A 15,596-nucleotide genomic window follows, 5' to 3' on the forward strand; every position below is an offset into this window, starting at 1 on the left:
GGAGAGTGCCATGACGCCATGGCGGCTGCAAACGCAGGCGCAGAAAAGACAGGGTTATTGCAGTCCGCGCAACAGGCGCCCGCATGCAGGCATGCATTGAGGATAGTTAAACATCCAGTTTGCGCCGCAGCGCCTTGTCCTGGCCCCGGCGTTTCTTGGCTTCCAGCCGGCGCTGGCGCGCACTGCGCGAGGGCTTGGTGGGGATTCGCCGTTTCGGCGGCGTGAGCGCGCTGCGAATCAACTCGCGCAGGCGCTCCAGGGCCTGGGCACGGTTGCGCTCCTGGGTGCGTGCGGCCTGGGCCTTGATCACGAGCACCCCGTCGCGGGTTATGCGGCGGTCGCGGCGGGCGAGCAACCGCTGTTTGCAGGTCTCGGGCAGCGAGGAGGCGGGGATATCGAAGCGCAGATGAATGGCCGTGGCCAGTTTGTTCACGTTCTGGCCGCCGGCGCCCTGGGCCCGCACCGCGCTGATCTCGAGTTCCTCCTCCGGCAATGTCAGCTCGGGCGTGATCTGCAGGTCCATGGCACAGCTGCGGCCGGACTCAGTCCTTCCGCGGCCCCCCTTCTGCCGGCAGCCCCTGCAACAGGCGCTCGACCTCCTCCAGTTCCTCGGCGGTGCTGCGGGCGATGGCCGCCAGCACTTCGGCGTTCTCCAGTTGCTGCGCACGCTCCCCCGAATCGGGATCCAGGCCGGCGGCATAATCCTGCTTTATCGCATCGAGACGCTCACGCAGGGCCTCCCTGCGCTGCAGCAGCCCGTCGCGGTCGGTGTCTTCGGGATCGATCGGCATGTTCCCCTCCCAGCCTGGCGTGCAAATCTGCTAGGCTGTTGTCCAACTGAAACCATCCATGAGGATAAGCGACCATGCAACAGGATGAAAGCCTCGACAGCCCGCAGATGGACGCCGCCGATCTGTATCGCGAGGAAGTGATCACCGACCGCCGGGTGGGCAGTATCCGGGTGCTGACTCCCGTCACCGCCGAGGGCGCCACCGATCCCGGACGCACAGTGGTCTATGTGGGACAGGCACAACTGATGACCCCTGCCGGGGCTCTGCCATTGAACTTCGAGATCCCTGCCGCCACCCTGGCTGAGGCCGTGGACAAGTTCAGCGAGGCGACCGAGCAGGCCGTGGAACGCACCATGCAGGAACTCGAGGAGATGCGCCGCGAGGCGGCTTCCTCCATTGTCCTTCCCAAAGGTGGCGGTGAGGGCATGGGCGGTCCCGGAGGCGGATTCGGCGGCGGCATGCCCGGCGGCGGCTTTCAGCTGCCCTGAATGCACATCCGGAGCGGATGACAGCAACATGACAAAACCGGCGCTTTTTTACTGTACATATGCGGATGCTGGGGTAAACTGAAATTGATTGCATGAACTCAGGTGTCTGGCTTGCGCCCTCCCCACGCCGTCTTCCTCGCATGCAATCTGTCATCATCGTCAGTCAAGTGCTAGAGGTATGTTTCATGGCTACAGGTACTGTGAAGTGGTTCAACGAATCCAAGGGCTTCGGCTTCATTACTCCCGAGGACGGCGGTTCGGATGTCTTCGTGCATTTCTCGGCGATCCAGGGCAAGGGCTTCAAGACCCTGCTCGAGGGTCAGTCCGTGACCTTCGATGTCGAACAGGGGCCCAAGGGACCGCAGGCCGCGAACGTCGTGGCCCAGGGCTGAGCTCGCTGCAGCGGCAATGAGCATGCAGACCCCGCGCTAAGGTGCGGGGTTTGTTTTTTCCGGCGTGGGAAATGCGGGGCATGCATTGAATTCCGGGGAGCGGTAATATGCGGGGTCTGACGACCCATCCGCACAAGGAGCTCACATGCGCGCCCTGATCCTGTTTCCCCTCCTGCTGATCTGCAACCTCGCCGTCGCCGCCGGCGACAATGCCCCCTGGGGCACGGCGGCCGATAACCAGCTCGAGATCGAGTATGCACCGCACAAGGTGCTCTACGATGTCAGCGCCGGCAGCATGGAACAGTTCGAGGGTGTGCTCGATCGTGCCAGTTATCTGAATAATGTCTACGGCGCCGATCCGTTCGATGCCTCCATCGTGCTGGTCCTGCACGGCGGCGAGATCGACTTCTTCGCCCTGGAGAATCACGACCGCTACCGGGAACTGATGCGCCGCGCCCAGAGCCTGACGGTCGGCGGAATCATCGAGTTCCGCATGTGCCGCATTGCCGCGCGGGGCCACGGCTATGCCCCGAAGGATATACACGGCTTCGTGCAGATGGTGCCGATGGCGGATGCCGAGATCGTGCGCCTGCAGCAGGAGGAAGGCTACGCCTACATGCGCTGATTCACTCGATCTCGAGCCGGGTCAGGCGCGCACGGATCTCGCGCAGTTTCACCTTCACCCGGCGGGCATTGTCCGGTCCGATACGGATCAGTGTCTTCTGCCCGGCTGACAGCGCCTCCAGTTCGGGATCGGCGTACTGATACAACACATGCGGGCGCGCCAGCCGGATCGGGTCGCTGACCTCGGGCGTGGCCAGCAGGTGATCGATCACTTCCACCAGGCGGTCGTTGAAGTAGGCGTCGGGATAGCCGAGTTCCTCGTAGGCGGCCTGGAACAGCGGGTAATAGCGGATATAGAGCCCGGCGAAGGTCGCGGTATCCAGGGATTCCAGCAGACGGACATGGGGGATGTAGCGGCGGTAGTTCTCCGGCCGGATGAAATATTCATCCTCGCCCGCGCCGGCCCGGACCAGAAACCGCTCCGGCGCGGTCTGTACCGCCAGCTGCTTCAGTGGCAACCTGGTCCGCGGCAGATTGTCGACGGTCACCACCAGACGCCGGATGAAACCGTCGATATTGAACAATCCCAGGGCATCGCCGGCGGTGAATACGGTCTGCAGGGCCTGGGCGGCCAGCGGATCGCTCTCGCCGAGTGCGGGCAGTGGCGGCGCGGGCTCCGGTCCCGGCGCCGGCGCGGCCCCCGGCGGCGGCTCCATCCCGCCGCCGTCACCGGCATCCAGGGCCGACGACGGCTCCGGCACCGGGTACTCTGGAGCCGGGGGTTCGGCTTCCTGTATGGAGCGGGCAGGTTCGGGAGCGGGGGTGAGCGTCTGCGGCGGCGGTTGCTGCCAGAAATACAGTGCGCCCAGCACCACCAATACCACCACAATCGCCAGGATTGTCCTGTTCATATACCCCCGCCGGCTGGATCCATGTCAGGGCATTGTGCCTGATCCATCGGCCGGGGAAAATCCCGCTAACTTGCACCCGCCTCCAGTTGGCGCAGGCAGTCCAGTATCTCGTCCAGCAGATCATCAGACTCGCCGGGCGCCGGCATGTTCTCCTCCTCGGCGATCTCCAGTTCGCGGGCATCGTATTCCCAACGCCGCAGGAGTTCGATCTTCTGTGCATCGCTCAGATCGGCCCGCGCCATCAGTTCGCGGGGACGGCGAAAGACCGCGGTTGGATCGAGTCGGGCGGTTTCCCATTGAGCCGCATCCATCATGTCCACCTCCGTGATTGAAATGCATGTCAAGCATAGTCGAGTTTCCAGACTGGAGTCGGCGGCTGTCGGATTCAACCCGCCGCCGGACGGGGGCTTGAAATCGGCCCGTCTCGAACAATACTTCCGGTCAGGCAGCGTGCTGACAGGCAGAGGGAAGACACATGAACCACACCGACCAGCTGATCGAACAGCACATCCGGGAGTACGAGGCACGGCTCAAGCGCATTGACGAACTCATGGCCCGGGCCGGAAGCAAGGGCGTCACACCTGCCACACATGCAGAACTGGCCGAAATCCGGGACCAGCGCCAGGCGCTGGCGGGCAAGGTCGAAACACTCAGGCAGACGCCACAGGAGCAGTGGGAAAAGGACGAGATCCGTCAGGCCGGGCCGATGGCGGTCTGGGACGTGGTGGCGCAGAAGCTCGAGCACCTGCTCGAGCGGCTGGAGAAGTAAGCCTCAGGGCAGCAGCAGACGTGGGCGCAACCAGGCCAGGATACGCTGCTCGGCCCAGTAGACCGGCCGCCAGGGGAAGCGTCCGGCGACGAAGCCGACATGACCGCCGTGCGCGGACAGCGCCAGGGTCACGCCCGGCCCCAGATCGCCGGGGTCCGGCACCGTATCGGGATACATGAAGGGGTCGTCACGGGCATGCAGGATCAGGGTCGGTGTGACGATGGCACCGACAAAGCCGGCAGCGCTGCAGCGACGGTAGTAGTCAGCGGCATCGGCAAAGCCGTTGAGCGGGGCGGTGATGCGGTCGTCGAAGGCGCGGATACTGTCGATGCCATCCAGATCCACCTCCAGCACTGCCGCCCGGTGCCGGCAGCGGCGGCGATAGGAGAATTTCAAGCGATTGAGGAGATATCTTCCATATATCCTTGAAATCCCTTTATTCATTCGCTGTACCGCAGCCTCCAGCCGGAAGGGGACCGACACGGCCACGGCGCACTCCAGACCACTGTCCGCGCCGCTTTCGCCCAGGTGCTTGAGCAGCAGGTTTCCGCCCAGGGAGAAGCCCACCGCGGCCCGTGGCGCGCAATCACGCGCGCGCAGCCAGGCCAGCACCTCGCGCAGATCGTCGCTGGCGCCGGAATGGTAACTGCGGGCCAGGCGGTTCGGCTCCTCACTGCAGCCGCGCAGGTGCATGAACCGGGCGCGGCAGCCGGCCGCGGCCAGGGCATGCAGGAGGGGGGTGGCGTAGTGGGAGCTCAGCGAGCCTTCCAGCCCGTGGATGATCAGCACCCCCGGTCCGGATTCCGGACCGCAGGCGGCCAGATCGATGAAATCGCCATCGGCGAGTTCGACTCGCTCGCGGGCCAGCGCAAGGCGCCGGGGCCGGCGCGCCAGCACCGGCCACAGGGTCTGCAGATGTGGCGATGGCAGCCACCAGGCCGGCCGGAAATCGGCCTGGTGGCGTCCCGAGGCGGTCTCAGTCGACCGGTCCATGCCGGGACGGGGAGTTGCGTGCTTACTGCCCGCCCATGACCGAGTTGCGGATCTCCATCATCTGCTGCTGCTTGTTCTGCATATCCTGCAGCAGCGACTCGGTCCTGGAATCCTCGGATTTCATCGCGGTCAGCATGGCCTGGTTCAGTTCCTGGCGGGCCGACTGCACCTGTTCCTGCTGCATGACCTGCTGCTGGGCCTGCTGGAATTCCATCACCGCCTGGCGATATTCGTCGTAGTGACCGCGGCGCTGATCTTCGGACAGGTTCTGGTCCTGGACCTTTTCCTGCAGGGCCTGGATCTGTTCGAATTCCTGCTCGGGCTGATGGCCGTTGGCGCGCATCTGCTCCATCACCAGCTGCTCGAAATCCTCCTGCTGCTGCGCCAGTTCGGGCCGTGCCTCCAGGGTCTTCTCCTGGATCGCGCCGAGTTGCTGCTGCAGTCCCTGCAGTTCGGCCTGCAGTTGCTGGAAACGCTGCACCTGCTGAGTCTGTTCCGGGCTGAGTTGCTGTTGCTGTTGCTGCGCGCCCGGAGCCGGTGACTCGGCGCGCACACCGGCGCTGCCCAGCGCCCCCGCCAGCACCACGCCCGCGGCCAGGGCCGGCAGCAGTTTGCGCAGTGACTGACTGAAATCGGAAACAAATGCCATCATGCTCTACCTCATGGTCGATTACAGCCTGTCACTGTAACAGCCTGCCCGACCGGCTTGTCAAATGAATGGCTCACAGATCACGCGGCCGCGGATCCCGCCGTCGGCAGCCGGCGCCGGCGCCTGTAGGCCAGTGCCTCTCGCGGTGTCAGTCCTGCCCACGGTAACAGGCCATGGCCGCCTCGACCGCCCTGCCGGCGTCGATCTTCGCGCCCATATCGCTGAGCACGGCATCCATCGCGCCCAGGCAGGTCAGCACGTTGGTGCGGTTGCAGGCAAAGCCCATCAGCCCCACCCGCCAGACCTTGCCGGCCAGGGCCCCCAGGCCGGCGCCGATCTCCAGGTTGTACTCCGTCAGCAGGCGCGTGCGCACGGCGGCGTCTTCCACCCCCTCGGGAATGGTGACGGCATTGAGCTGGGGCAGGCGCTCGCCTTCCGGGACCACGAAGTTCAGTCCCATGGCCTCGAAACCGGCCTTGAGCGCCTCATGATGCTTGCGGTGGCGGGTCCAGGCATTCTCGATGCCCTCCTCCTGCAGCAGCACCAGGGCCTCGTGCAGGGCATACAGGGTGTTGACCGGTGCGGTGTGATGATAGGCACGTTTGCCGCCCGAGCCCCAGTAGCCCAGCACCAGGTTCAGATCCAGGAACCAGCTCTGCACCTTGTGCCGGCGGTTCTTCACCACCTCCAGGGCGCGCTCGCTGAAGGTGACCGGCGACAGGCCCGGCACGCAGGACAGGCATTTCTGAGTGCCGGAATAGACGGCGTCCAGCCCCCACTCCCCGACCTTGAGCTCGCAGCCGCCCAGCGAGGTGACGGTATCGACGATGGTCAGACAGTCATGCCGGCGGGCCAGTTCGGCCAGGGCCTTGGCGTCCGACATGGCGCCGGTGGAAGTTTCGGCGTGAACGAAGGCCAGGATCTTCGCATCCGGATTGGCCTTGAGCGCGTCCTCGACCTTGTGCACGTCCACCGCCCGGCCCCACTCGTCTTCCACCATCACGGGGGTGGCGCCGCAGCGTTCGACGTTCTCCTTCATGCGGCCGCCGAACACGCCATTCTGGCACACGATGACCTTGTCGCCCGGCTCGACCAGGTTGACGAAACAGGTCTCCATACCGGCCGAACCGGGCGCGGAGACCGGCATGGCCAGGTCATAGTCGGTCTGGAAGGCATAGCGCAGCAGGCCCTTCATCTCGTCCATCATCTGTACGAACATCGGATCCAGATGGCCGATGGTGGGCCGGCTCATGGCCTCCAGGATGCGCGGGTTCACATCGGACGGACCGGGACCCATCAGGGTACGAACGGGGGGATGAAAGGACTGCGTCATGGTGACCTCGACTGCTGGAATAATTGACTCAAAGGCTCGGGATTCTAGCACCCCGGGCCGGGGGAATACACACAGCGACGTTACGGATTGGAGGCACGCCGCCCGGCCAGACGGCCCACCAGCAGCAGCGTCAGCAGCAGTGTCAGCCCGAGGTCATGGCGATCCTGTCCTGCGAGCATGCAGCCCCCGCCGCCGCTGTCCACGGCGGCCGAGCCGGACTGCGCGACCTGCTGCAGGGCGGCATCCAGATCCAGGATGCCGGCCCCGCAGATCGTCGTGGCGCAGGTGCTGCCCCCGGGGAAGGGCTGCGCCGAGTTGATCAGCAGGCTGGTCACGGTCGCGGGTGAAACATCGCCATCCACGGCGCGCATCAGTGCCACCGCCGCACTGACCTGCGCCGCGGCCATGCTGGTACCGTTGAAGGCCGCGTAATCATCGAACTCCGCTGTGATATCGCCCGTGTTGTGAAGGGTCAGGATCGATTCGAATCCCTCCCCGCCGGGGGCGGAAATCTCGATCTCCGCGCCGTAATTCGAATACCCGGCCCGATCGCCGGTGCGGGTGGTGGCCGCCACCGCGATCACCCCCGTACAGTTGGCCGGCAGCACACTGCTCATATCCGGCATGCCCTCGTTGCCGGCCGCCGCCACCAGCACCACGCCGCGGGCCCGGATCTGGTCGATGATGTCCTGGATGACGGGATCGCAGGAGCCGCTGCCGGCAAAGCTGAGATTGATCACATCGGCCGGGTTGGGATTGTCGGGGATCGGGTTGTCCGCCTCGTCCGTGACCGGCAGCCCGGCCGCCCAGCTCATGCCGGTGAGGATGTCGACGAAGTCCCCGCCGCACCTGCCGAAGGCACGCACCGGCAGCAGCCGGGCGCGATGATCCACGCCGACCACGCCCAGGGTGTTGTCGGCCGTCGCCAGCATGATGCCGGCCACCAGCAGGCCGTGCCAGGAACTGTCTGCCGCATCGTTGCCGTTGCCGCATTCATCCTGGGCCACCGCGTCGCCGGGGTCGGTGGGGTCGGCGTCCATGCCGTCGCCGTCATTGGCCATGAAGGGGTCGGAGACGAAGTCGTATCCGGGTAGCACGCGGCCGCTGTCCAGATCCTCGTGGCCGAGGATGCCGGTGTCGACCTGGGCGATGACCACGCTGCTGCTGCCGCGCGTGCGATCCCAGGCCTCCTGGGCATTGATGCCGTAGGTATCGAACAGATGCCACTGATTGGGATAGAGGGCATCGTTGGGCACGAACTGCGGCTGCAGGCGGCCGCCCGGCAGCTGTGCATACATCACCTCCGGCAGTGAATCGACCTGCACTGCCAGATCCGCAGCCGCGGTGCGTGGCAGGGCGGGAGTGAAATTCAGCACCAGGGTATGTCCGAGACGGCGCTGAATGACGAAATCGCGCGCGAAACGCTCGCCGATCCGCTGCAGGAATGCGGTCTCATCGACGCCCTCCTGCAATCGCAGCAGAAGCCGATCATGGGTCTCCGCGGCCAGGGCGGACAGGCTGAAGCCGGCCAGCAGTACCGGCAGCACCAGACGTTTCCAGATTTCAAACACAATGCTTCTCCGGGTTCAACGACATCAATCAACTCTGTGCATGTCGGGTACTGCGCGATCGTGTGACAGAGACAGCCCTGCTTGTGCGCCGGTTCGCGCACATCCGTAGTGTATATACCACCGGCGCCGGGTTGCGACTATTCCAGCAGCCAGCAGCGGGCCCAGTGCTCCGATCCCCGCTCGAAGCGCTCGGGATAGGCCCGGCGGCAGCGTTCCATGGCCTGCGGACAGCGGGGGTGGAAATGACAGCCGGCCGGCGGATTCGAGGGCGAGGGAATATCGCCTTCCAGCCGGATCACCTCGCGCCCGCCGCCGGCATCGAGGGTCGGTACAGCCGAGAGCAGCGCCTGGGTGTAGGGGTGCTGCGGATCGGTCAGCACCCGGTCGACCGGCCCCTCCTCCACGATGCGGCCCAGGTACATCACGGCCACGCGGTCGGCGAGATAGGCCACCACTGAGATGTTATGGGTGATGAACAGGTAGGCCAGGTCAAGTTCCAGCTGCAGTCGCTTGAGCAGATTCAGGATCTGCGCCTGGACCGAGACGTCCAGCGCGCTGGTGGGCTCGTCGCAGATGATCAGCCGAGGTTCCACCGCCAGGGCGCGCGCCACGCAGATGCGCTGACGCTGGCCACCCGAGAACTCGTGCGGATAGCGTCGGGCATGTTCGGGGCGCAGCCCGACCTGATCCAGCAGTTCAGCCACTCGCCGCTCGCGCGCAGCCGTATCCGGCAGCAGGCCCTGCGCCACCATGCCTTCCTCGATGATCTCCCCGACCTGCATGCGTGGGTTCATGGAGGAGAAGGGATCCTGGAAGATGATCTGGAATTCGCGGCGCCGGCGGCGCAACGCCTCGCCGCGCAGCCGGGTCAGTTCGTCGCCGTCGAACCGCACGCTGCCGGCGGTGGGACGCAGCAGCTGCAGAATGGACTTGCCCACCGTGGTCTTGCCGCAGCCCGACTCGCCCACCAGCGCCAGGGTGCAGCCGCTGGGGATACGGATATCGACATCGTCCACGGCATAGACATGCCCGACCGTGCGCTTGAACAGCCCCTTGTGGATGGGGAAATGCACCTTGAGTCCGCTCACGTCAAGGAGCTCGCGCGGCGCGGCCGTGCGCTTGCCCAGCTTTTCGGACGCGGCGACGGCTGCGGCCGCGGCCGGATGTGGATGGTTCGGATCGTACAGATGGCAGCGCACTCCCCGCCCGCCGGTATCCTCCAGCCAGGCGGGCTCGAGCTCGCGGCAGGTCTGCCAGGCGGATTCACAACGCTCGGCAAAGCGGCAGGCATGGAAACGCTGGTTCAGGGGCGGCACGGTGCCGGGAATCACGGTCAGCGGCCGGTCGCGCTTGTCCATATCCGGCAGGGCGGCGAACAGCTTGCGGCTGTAGGGATGGCGCGGTTCCTCGAAGAAGGCCCTGCGGTCGGCCTGCTCGACGATCTGGCCGGCATACATCACCGCCACCCGGTCGGCCATCCCGGCGACCACGCCCAGGTCATGGGTGATCAGCAGCATGGCCATACCGGTCTCACGCTGGATATCGCGCATCAGCTCCAGCACCTGGGCCTGGATGGTGACATCCAGTGCCGTGGTCGGCTCGTCGGCGATCAGCAGGTCCGGCTCGCCGGCCAGCGCCATGGCGATCATCACCCGCTGCTTCATGCCGCCGGAGAGCTGATGCGGGTATTCGTCCACCCGGCGGGCGGGATCGGGGATCCCGACCAGGTCCAGCAGCTCGACGGCCCGGGCCGTCGCCGCCCGTCCCTGCAGACCCTTGTGCGCGGCCAGCACCTCGCCGATCTGACGGCCGACCGTCATCACCGGGTTGAGCGAGGTCATGGGCTCCTGGAAGATCATGGCGATGCGCCCGCCGCGGATGCGGCGCATGCCCACCTCGGGCAGCGCCAGCAGATCCTGCCCCTCCAGCAGCACCTGCCCGCCGGCGATGTGCCCGGCCGGCTGCGGCAGCAGCCGCAGCAGCGCCAGCGCGGTCATGGATTTGCCGCAGCCGGATTCACCCAGCAGCGCCAGGGTCTCGCCGCGATCGATCTCCAGGCTGATCCCGTCGACGGCGCGCACCGCGCCCTCGCCCGCGCCGAAGCGCACCTGCAGATCCCGGACTGTGAGCAGCTTGTCGGACATTATTTACCCAGTAGTGAAAGGATTTCCATTACCACAAAGTGCACAAAGGACATCAGAATACATAAAGCCCGTTTTCCGTCTCCCCGTCATCCCGGCGCAGGCCGGACAAAAGCGCGGAGCGCGTTGAACGCCCGCAGGGCGGCCCGAAGGGCGAGCGAAGCGAGTAATCCAGTAACCGCAGCGGCATCTGGATTCCCGCCTGCGCGGGAATGACGGCTTCGTGAATTTTGCGATGAAATCAAGTAAAGCAGTGTCTTTGTTTCCTTCGTGCCCATTGCGTTCCCGTCACCAGGCCCCGGACATCACCCACGCTGCTCCCGCAGCCGCGGGTCGAAGGCATCGCGGACCACATCGGAAAACAGGTTCGCCGCCAGCACCAGGGTGAACATGAAAATGAAGGCGGCCAACAGCGACCACCAGACCATGGGTTCGCGCGCCATCTCCAGGCGGGCGCGGTTGATCATGTTGCCCCAGCTGTTCATGGTCGGATCCACGCCGACGCCGACATAGGACAGTACCGCCTCGGCCAGCACCAGGCCGCTGAAGTCCAGCACCACGGCGATCAGCACGATGTGCATCACATTGGGCAGGATGTGGCGCAGGATGACCACGAAATTCGGCACGCCGAAGGCGGTGGCGGCCTGGATATAGTCCAATTCGCGCAGTTTCAGGGTTTCTCCGCGCAGCATGCGGCACAGACCGGTCCAACTGGTCACGCCGAGTATGATGCACAGGAACAGCAGTCGCAGGTCGGCCCGCTCGGCCATGGTCTCGAACAACTCCGGATGGGTATCCATGTAGACCTGCATCATCAGCACCGCGGCGGCGATCAGCAGCACCCCGGGGATGGAATTCAGCGTGGTGTAGAGATACTGGATGACATCATCCACCCAGCCGCGGAAATAGCCGGCCATGATCCCGAGCAGGACGGCGAAGGGCAGCATGATGAGAGTGGTCAGGGTACCGATGACCAATCCGGTGCGGACGCTTTTCAGGGCCTGATAGAAGACATCCTGCCCCACCTTGTCAGTGCCGAAAACGTGGTAGGCCCCGGCCAGGTTGATGCTGGCGAACAACAGCCAGAGCAGCGCACCCAGGGTCAGCAGGAGTGTGGGCAGCGGCAGCGCCGTGCCGCCGCGCAGGCTTCTGCCCAGTGCCGGGCCCAGTCCCTGCCGGTAGCGCCTGGCCACCAGGGCGGAGGTGATGAGCAGCACCAGCCCCATGCCAGCCAGGGTCTGCAGCGTGGCCAGCCCGAGACGGCGGGCGATGTCCGGTCCCCGCTCGTTTACCGGGTCGGCCAGGTGCGCCGCGCCATATTCCAGCCGCGGGTAATCCCGGACCTGGCTGCCGTCGGGGCGCTCGATCATCTCCTTCATGTACAGCCAGGCCGAGAACGGCGCCGAATAGGTCTTCTCCACCTGGGTACGCAGCGGTCCGACCAGTTTGTCGAACAGGCTCAGCACCTCGCCGGAATAATGCACCTCCTCGCCCGCCGCCTGGTCCGGAAGGGCCTCGCGGAAATGCAGCGAGTCCAGCAGCCCGATCAGAACGAAGGCCAACAGCACCACCAGCGCGGACATGCCCATGCGGCTGCGGATCACCCGCTGCCAGGGCTCGCGCAGGTGGGGCTTGCGGCGCATGTAGAGACCCGTGAAGACGATGACCGCCACCAGCAGCCAGATCAGCGCATCGGTCCAGAGGATCACCGGCTTCATGACAGGCGTATCCTCGGGTCGACCAGGGTGTAGGAGATATCGGTCAGCAGCAGGCCGAGGATGTAGAGCACCGAGCCTAGGAAGACCATGGAACGCACGATGGCGAAATCCTGATTCTGGATGGCATCGATGGTGTAGCTGCCCAGGCCCGGGATACCGAAGAAGGACTCCATGATCAGACTGCCCATGAACAGCAGCGGCAGGATGACCACGATGTTGGTCAGCACCGGGATCATGGCGTTCTTGAGCACGTGGCGGAACATCAGGCGCGGCTCGCTGGTGCCCTTGGCGCGCGCCGTACGGACATAGTCGCGGCCCAGTTCCTCCAGGAAGATGGCACGGTAGAAGCGGCCATTGCTGCCGATGGCGGCGACCACGCCGATCAGCACCGGGAGAATGGTGAACTTGAGCGCCTGCCAGCCGGTATCGAAACCGGAAATCGGCACCAGGTGCAGCATCTTGCCCACCAGATACTGACCGCCGATGATATAGAACAGCGCCGAGATCGACATCAGGACAATGCACAACACCACGCCGCCGATGTCGATGTAGCTGCCGCGGAAAAAGGCCAGCAGCAGCGCGAAGCTCAGATAGACCGCCAGCCCGATCAGCAGGGTCGGCAGGGCGATCAGCAGGCTCGGCCACATGCGCTGGCGGATATCATGGCCGATGTCACGGCCGCTGTCGGACTGACCGAACTGGAAAGCGAACAGCTTGACCGACTTCTCAAAGAAGATGGTATCGGTCAGGCTATCGACCCCGTCCGCCGCCGCATTGTACAGCAGCGGCCGGTCATAGCCGTGCTCGGCCTTCCAGGATTCGATCGCCTCAGGCGTGACCCGCTTCATGCCCAGGTGCATGCGCGCCATGTCGTCGGGGGTGTTGACCACGAAGAACAGGGCGAAGGTGATCAGGTTGACCCCGATCAATATCGGCAGGGCGTAGAGGACGCGGCGGAAAATGTAGGCCAGCATCAGTCCTGCCTTCCGCGCATGTACATGCGCCGGCGGTAGCCGATCACAGCCGGCACGGTTGCCGCGACGAGCAGGATGCCAGCCAATACCAGCGGCCACAGCATCGGCGAGTTCCACTCCCGTCGCAGACGCTGGCGCAGTTCGGTGTCAATACGCTTGTACTTGAGTGTGTTGCGCGCCATCAGATTGGGTTTGTTGTTCTTCAGCCAGGCATGATGCAGACTGAAGCTCTTGGGATAAAAGCCCCAGAGCCAGGGACCGTCACGGCGGGCAATGGCCAGCATATCGTCGATCAGCGCCTGACGCTGCGGACCATTGTCCATGTTCTTCATCCGTTCGAACAGCCGGTCGAATTCCCCGTTGCGGTAATTGGCCGCATTCTCGCCGTTCTTCTCCGCCTTGCTGTTCTCGCCATAGAGCAGGAACAGGAAGTTCTCCGGATCCGGGTAATCGGCATTCCAGCCCCACTGGAAGATCTGCGCCGTGCCGTTGCGCATCTTGTCCTGGAAGCGGTTGTAGTCGGTGGCGCGGATCACCAGCTGAATATCAAGTTTATCGAACTGCTTGCGCAGCCAGTCCATGCGCGCCTTGTCGTCCGGCCCGCCGCCGGTGGTGTCGAAATACAGCACCAGTGGGCTGCCGGTTTCGGCGTCGCGCCCGCCGGGATAGCCGGCCTCGGCCAGCAGGCGTCTGGCCGCCTCGATCGGTCTGCGCTGCGGCTCGCCGTCGATCCAGTCATAGACATGGGGATTGATGCCGGCCTCGCCGTCACGATGGCCGAAAATCCCCGGCGGGATCGGCCCCTGCGCCGGTACGCCGCGGCCATTGAGGAAGATGGAAATGAACTCCTCGTAATCCATGGCGATGGCAATGGCGCGGCGCAGTTTGCGGGCGCGTTCGCTGTCACCGCCCACCACCGGGTCAAGCATGTTGAAGCCCATGTAGAAGATGGAGGTAGCCACCGCAGTCTGCAGCCTGATGCCCTTTTCCTGCATGTCCTGCGTAAGCCCGACCTCGCCGCCCTCGCCCACCTTGATGGCCTGGTCGAAACTGTCGGAACTGATGCCGGAACTGTCGTAATATCCCTGCAGGAACTTGTTCCAGTAGGGAATCTGTTCCTTCTCCAGCTTGAACACTGCCTTATCGATAAAGGGAATGGGCTTGCCGGTGTCCTGCAGCAGCCCCGCCTCGCGGTCGCCGGGCTCGCCCTCGGCAGGATAGGTCTCGCCGCGGAAATTGGGATTGCGCTCCAGCACCATTTCCAGGTTCGGGTTGTTCACGGTCAGGCGGTAGGGGCCGGTGCCCACCGGATACCAGTCGAGTGTCAGGTTGCGTGACTTCATACCGGGCTGGGAGAAGAAATAGTCCACCTCCCACGGCACCGGCGCAAAGAAGGGCATGGCCAGCCAGTAGACCATCTGCGGATAGCGTCCCTTGATGCGGATGCGATAGGTATAGCGGTCGATGGCCTCGACTCCCGGCAGCGGATGTTCGCGCAGGTCGAGATAGAGACCGTCATTGTTCCCGTTGCTCTGCTTGAGTTCATTCCAGACCCGCCCCAAGGTGTCGGCATAGTCGGCCAGACCCACGATGTACTCGCTCATCAGGCCCAGGATCGGCGAATGCAGCGCCGGGTGGGCAAGGCGCTTGATCTGGTAGACGAAATCCGACGCCACCAGTTCCCGGCTCCCGGTATGCGGGAAATCCTGCAGGGCGTGACGGCCTTCCATCTCGCCCGGGCTCAGTTCATGGTAGAGGTACTCGCCTGCCTCATTTGCGGCAAAGGCCGGGTGCGGTTGATAGCGTATCCCCGGCCGGATTCTGATGCGGTATTCACTGTAGGCCACGTCCCCGGCCGGCGCATCCGCGGGCAACTCATTGCCTGCAGCATCCAGATACACGGGTTCGGGAACGGTCTCGGCCGAGCGCGGGATCAGCTCGTAGGGACGCTTGAGATAGTGGTACTGCAGCGGCGGCTCATAGATCTGGCCCAGGAACACCACCTCGTTGGAACTGTAGGAACGGGCCGGGTCCAGGTGCTTGGGACGTTCCTCGAAGGAAGAGTAGAGAATGTTCTCGGCCTGCTCGCCGGCGGGATAGGGACTGTTCCAGGGCTGCTCATCGCAGCCGGACAGTAGCAGCCAGCAGAGTGCGAGCAGGCCACCGAGCTGTTTTATCGGTATTGTCATGGACTTGCATTATAGCGATGTGCCAACCGGATGCAGCAAGCGATTTTGCCTCCGGCATGACCGCCCTTTCCGTGACCGGCGTTTTTCGGTACCTTACCGGGTTTCCCACATGG

At 64.6% G+C, this 15,596-nt stretch carries 16 protein-coding genes; 4 read left to right on the forward strand and 12 right to left on the reverse strand.

The genetic code is table 11. From position 1 onward, the window contains the following. Positions 1-106 precede the first annotated feature (106 nt). Positions 107-523 carry an alternative ribosome rescue aminoacyl-tRNA hydrolase ArfB gene (gene arfB / locus COW1_RS05240; RefSeq protein WP_096366133.1) on the reverse strand — a complete coding sequence of 139 codons (417 nt, stop codon included), beginning with the start codon at positions 521-523 and terminating at the stop codon, positions 107-109. A 19-nt stretch (positions 524-542) separates the two neighbouring features. Further along, the gene (locus COW1_RS05245; RefSeq protein ID WP_096366132.1) at positions 543-791 is read right to left on the reverse strand and encodes a hypothetical protein; all 249 of its coding nucleotides are present in this window, start codon (positions 789-791) and stop codon (positions 543-545) included. 74 nt (positions 792-865) lie between these two features. Here COW1_RS05245 and COW1_RS05250 point away from each other — a divergent pair, with 74 nt between their 5' ends. The 3 genes from COW1_RS05250 to COW1_RS05260 all read left to right on the forward strand — a co-directional run bounded on the left by COW1_RS05250 (position 866) and on the right by COW1_RS05260 (position 2,296). Then, entirely contained in the window at positions 866-1,279 is a 414-nt protein-coding gene (locus tag COW1_RS05250; protein WP_096366131.1) for a hypothetical protein, read from the forward strand. A gap of 185 nt (positions 1,280-1,464) precedes the next feature. Further along, positions 1,465-1,671, forward strand: a complete 207-nt coding sequence (locus tag COW1_RS05255; RefSeq protein WP_096366130.1) for a cold-shock protein — start codon at positions 1,465-1,467, stop codon at positions 1,669-1,671. Positions 1,672-1,816: 145 nt separating this feature from the next. Next, positions 1,817-2,296 (forward strand): DsrE family protein, encoded by a 480-nt coding sequence (locus COW1_RS05260; RefSeq protein ID WP_096366129.1) that lies wholly within the window; start codon positions 1,817-1,819, stop codon positions 2,294-2,296. A gap of 1 nt (position 2,297) precedes the next feature. On the opposite strand, the gene COW1_RS05265 is transcribed toward COW1_RS05260, so the two are convergent. Continuing rightward, positions 2,298-3,146 (reverse strand): DUF3014 domain-containing protein, encoded by an 849-nt coding sequence (locus tag COW1_RS05265; RefSeq protein ID WP_096366128.1) that lies wholly within the window; start codon positions 3,144-3,146, stop codon positions 2,298-2,300. Between the two features lie 65 nt (positions 3,147-3,211). Next, positions 3,212-3,460, reverse strand: a complete 249-nt coding sequence (locus COW1_RS05270; RefSeq protein WP_201345635.1) for a hypothetical protein — start codon at positions 3,458-3,460, stop codon at positions 3,212-3,214. A gap of 161 nt (positions 3,461-3,621) precedes the next feature. Here COW1_RS05270 and COW1_RS05275 point away from each other — a divergent pair, with 161 nt between their 5' ends. Then, positions 3,622-3,915, forward strand: a complete 294-nt coding sequence (locus COW1_RS05275) for a hypothetical protein (RefSeq protein WP_096366127.1) — start codon at positions 3,622-3,624, stop codon at positions 3,913-3,915. Positions 3,916-3,918: 3 nt separating this feature from the next. Here COW1_RS05275 and COW1_RS05280 read toward each other — a convergent pair whose 3' ends face one another. The 8 genes from COW1_RS05280 to COW1_RS05315 all read right to left on the reverse strand — a co-directional run bounded on the left by COW1_RS05280 (position 3,919) and on the right by COW1_RS05315 (position 15,483). Continuing rightward, positions 3,919-4,908, reverse strand: coding sequence for a hydrolase (locus COW1_RS05280; RefSeq protein WP_096366126.1), 990 nt, complete (start codon positions 4,906-4,908; stop codon positions 3,919-3,921). Positions 4,909-4,930: 22 nt separating this feature from the next. Continuing rightward, the gene (locus COW1_RS05285; protein ID WP_096366125.1) at positions 4,931-5,560 is read right to left on the reverse strand and encodes a hypothetical protein; all 630 of its coding nucleotides are present in this window, start codon (positions 5,558-5,560) and stop codon (positions 4,931-4,933) included. A 145-nt stretch (positions 5,561-5,705) separates the two neighbouring features. After that, entirely contained in the window at positions 5,706-6,890 is a 1,185-nt protein-coding gene (locus COW1_RS05290) for an alanine--glyoxylate aminotransferase family protein (protein WP_096366124.1), read from the reverse strand. Between the two features lie 80 nt (positions 6,891-6,970). Further along, complete coding sequence (locus COW1_RS05295) at positions 6,971-8,461, reverse strand: S8 family peptidase (protein ID WP_201345636.1); 1,491 nt, start codon at positions 8,459-8,461, stop codon at positions 6,971-6,973. A 137-nt stretch (positions 8,462-8,598) separates the two neighbouring features. Next, on the reverse strand, positions 8,599-10,605 hold the full coding sequence (locus COW1_RS05300; protein ID WP_096366122.1) for an ABC transporter ATP-binding protein: 2,007 nt from the start codon (positions 10,603-10,605) through the stop codon (positions 8,599-8,601). A 302-nt stretch (positions 10,606-10,907) separates the two neighbouring features. Continuing rightward, complete coding sequence (locus COW1_RS05305) at positions 10,908-12,320, reverse strand: ABC transporter permease (RefSeq protein ID WP_096366121.1); 1,413 nt, start codon at positions 12,318-12,320, stop codon at positions 10,908-10,910. Next, entirely contained in the window at positions 12,317-13,294 is a 978-nt protein-coding gene (locus tag COW1_RS05310) for an ABC transporter permease (RefSeq protein WP_096366120.1), read from the reverse strand. The genes COW1_RS05305 and COW1_RS05310 overlap by 4 nt, the downstream gene beginning before the upstream one ends. Next, on the reverse strand, positions 13,294-15,483 hold the full coding sequence (locus COW1_RS05315) for an ABC transporter substrate-binding protein (RefSeq protein ID WP_201345637.1): 2,190 nt from the start codon (positions 15,481-15,483) through the stop codon (positions 13,294-13,296). The genes COW1_RS05310 and COW1_RS05315 overlap by 1 nt, the downstream gene beginning before the upstream one ends. Between the last annotated feature and the right edge of the window lie 113 nt (positions 15,484-15,596).

It is taken from the genome of Thiohalobacter sp. COW1, assembly GCF_016629505.1.
Lineage (GTDB): Bacteria > Pseudomonadota > Gammaproteobacteria > Thiohalobacterales > Thiohalobacteraceae > Thiohalobacter > Thiohalobacter thiocyanaticus_A.

Bases quoted from the DNA above. Each gene is read 5' to 3' on its own strand.
- COW1_RS05290 (WP_096366124.1), bottom strand. From the start codon at position 6,890: ATGACGCAGTCCTTTCATCCCCCCGTTCGTACCCTGATGGGTCCCGGT.
- COW1_RS05310 (WP_096366120.1), bottom strand. From the start codon at position 13,294: ATGCTGGCCTACATTTTCCGCCGCGTCCTCTACGCCCTGCCGATATTG.
- COW1_RS05250 (WP_096366131.1), top strand. From the start codon at position 866: ATGCAACAGGATGAAAGCCTCGACAGCCCGCAGATGGACGCCGCCGAT.
- COW1_RS05260 (WP_096366129.1), top strand. From the start codon at position 1,817: ATGCGCGCCCTGATCCTGTTTCCCCTCCTGCTGATCTGCAACCTCGCC.
- COW1_RS05270 (WP_201345635.1), bottom strand. From the start codon at position 3,460: ATGATGGATGCGGCTCAATGGGAAACCGCCCGACTCGATCCAACCGCG.
- COW1_RS05265 (WP_096366128.1), bottom strand. From the start codon at position 3,146: ATGAACAGGACAATCCTGGCGATTGTGGTGGTATTGGTGGTGCTGGGC.
- COW1_RS05305 (WP_096366121.1), bottom strand. From the start codon at position 12,320: ATGAAGCCGGTGATCCTCTGGACCGATGCGCTGATCTGGCTGCTGGTG.
- arfB (WP_096366133.1), bottom strand. From the start codon at position 523: ATGGACCTGCAGATCACGCCCGAGCTGACATTGCCGGAGGAGGAACTC.
- COW1_RS05280 (WP_096366126.1), bottom strand. From the start codon at position 4,908: ATGGACCGGTCGACTGAGACCGCCTCGGGACGCCACCAGGCCGATTTC.
- COW1_RS05315 (WP_201345637.1), bottom strand. From the start codon at position 15,483: ATGACAATACCGATAAAACAGCTCGGTGGCCTGCTCGCACTCTGCTGG.
- COW1_RS05245 (WP_096366132.1), bottom strand. From the start codon at position 791: ATGCCGATCGATCCCGAAGACACCGACCGCGACGGGCTGCTGCAGCGC.
- COW1_RS05285 (WP_096366125.1), bottom strand. From the start codon at position 5,560: ATGATGGCATTTGTTTCCGATTTCAGTCAGTCACTGCGCAAACTGCTG.
- COW1_RS05255 (WP_096366130.1), top strand. From the start codon at position 1,465: ATGGCTACAGGTACTGTGAAGTGGTTCAACGAATCCAAGGGCTTCGGC.
- COW1_RS05275 (WP_096366127.1), top strand. From the start codon at position 3,622: ATGAACCACACCGACCAGCTGATCGAACAGCACATCCGGGAGTACGAG.
- COW1_RS05300 (WP_096366122.1), bottom strand. From the start codon at position 10,605: ATGTCCGACAAGCTGCTCACAGTCCGGGATCTGCAGGTGCGCTTCGGC.